Raw genomic sequence first — 1,344 nt, 5'->3', positions numbered from 1 at the left:
GGTCGGAATTCGACGCGTCCCTCCCGCCCGAACGTCAGGGCTCCGCCTTCGCCTGCATCGACCCCAACGGCGTCGGCCCCCGCCTGTACTTCCAGCGCGTCCCCGAGGGCAAGGTCGTCAAAAACCGTGTGCACCTGGATGTCCGAGTAGCCACCGGCCTGAAGGGCGAGGAACGCCTAGCCGCCCTCGAAGCCGAATGCGCCCGCCTCCTCCCCTTGGGCGCCACCCGCTACCAACTCCTCGTAGCCGACGAATTCAACGAATCCTGCCTGGTGATGCAAGACGTCGAGGGCAACGAATTCTGCTTAGACTGACCGGACAAACAAACCGGAGGGTTTGGGGAGGGCGGAACACCGCCCTGGTGTGAGAAGGGGGCTCCGTGAAGCGAATTCGCGGATTGGCGTACGCGCCGCTGTGGGTGATCGTGCTCGCGGCGGCCGCCGCCCAGTTGGGATATTCGGCGCTGGTCGACTTGGGCTGGCCCGGTGTGGTGGAGGCGGCGATCCTCACACCGCTCATCGCATACGCCGTTCAGCGAACGCGTCGACGGTTCGGCGGCAGGCACGAGATGCGCCGGTTCCACGAAGCACTCCGAGCGGGTGAATTGCCGACGCTCACCTCGGCCGACGAGATCGTGCGCTGGAACCAAATGATCGTCCACGAACGCAAGGACCGCCAGGAACGACGCGTTCTTGCCTGGATGTTGCTGCCTCTGGGCGCTCTCTACCTGGTTATCAGCGTCTGGCACGCGCTTATCGGCCGCTACACCGAGGGCCTCGCTTTCCCGGCCTACGGTGTCCTCATGATCGCCGTCTTCGCCTGGACCCTACGAGCCAACCCCCGCATCCTCGCCGCGCTCACCACTCTCGCCGAGCAGGGAACCGAGCGCGGCTACGGCAGGTGACTCCCGGGTCACTGACCGAACATTAGGAGGGCGATTGGCGCGGTTTGCCCGGGCTTCCTCCCCGCCTTGTTGACGGCTTCGATGGCCCAGCATGTATCTGACAGGGCCGGTCGACCACCGGTCCGCATCACTCGCAGCCGGTCGCCAACCCGCGTCACGCCAGACTCGACGTACCCCACGACGGCGGTCCCGCGGCCCGTCACCGTGAAGGCCACTTCGACAAGAAATCGAAACTGCTCGCCATCAGGTATTTCGTTCACCATGACACGATCATGGCCGTCTTCGACCTGCCAGCCCTCACGACACCCGTAGTCGCCCTGAACCGCGCACTATGCGGCATGAGCGCTCACTCTCCTCGGCTATGGCCAGGCCGCCTTGCGCATCCGACAGATTGCGAGTGCATCGCGGCCTCACGTTGATTCGGTCCCGAAGCGGGCGAG

The 1,344-nt window shown here is 65.3% G+C and carries 2 protein-coding genes; both read left to right on the top strand.

Annotated elements, in window-relative coordinates:
* The coding region (locus ACAM49_RS40180; RefSeq protein WP_369640740.1) for a VOC family protein at positions 1-314 on the top strand (314 nt) is incomplete at its 5' end.
* 65 nt (positions 315-379) lie between these two features.
* Positions 380-904: a hypothetical protein gene (locus ACAM49_RS40175; protein ID WP_369640739.1), complete on the top strand. Its 525-nt coding sequence runs from the start codon at positions 380-382 to the stop codon at positions 902-904.
* Positions 905-1,344 lie beyond the last annotated feature (440 nt).

Origin of the sequence: Nocardia sp. JMUB6875 (assembly GCF_041154655.1) — a bacterium.
Classification (GTDB): domain Bacteria; phylum Actinomycetota; class Actinomycetes; order Mycobacteriales; family Mycobacteriaceae; genus Nocardia.
Note: the sequence above shows the minus strand (reverse complement) of the source record. Positions and strands in the feature narration are given on the sequence as shown.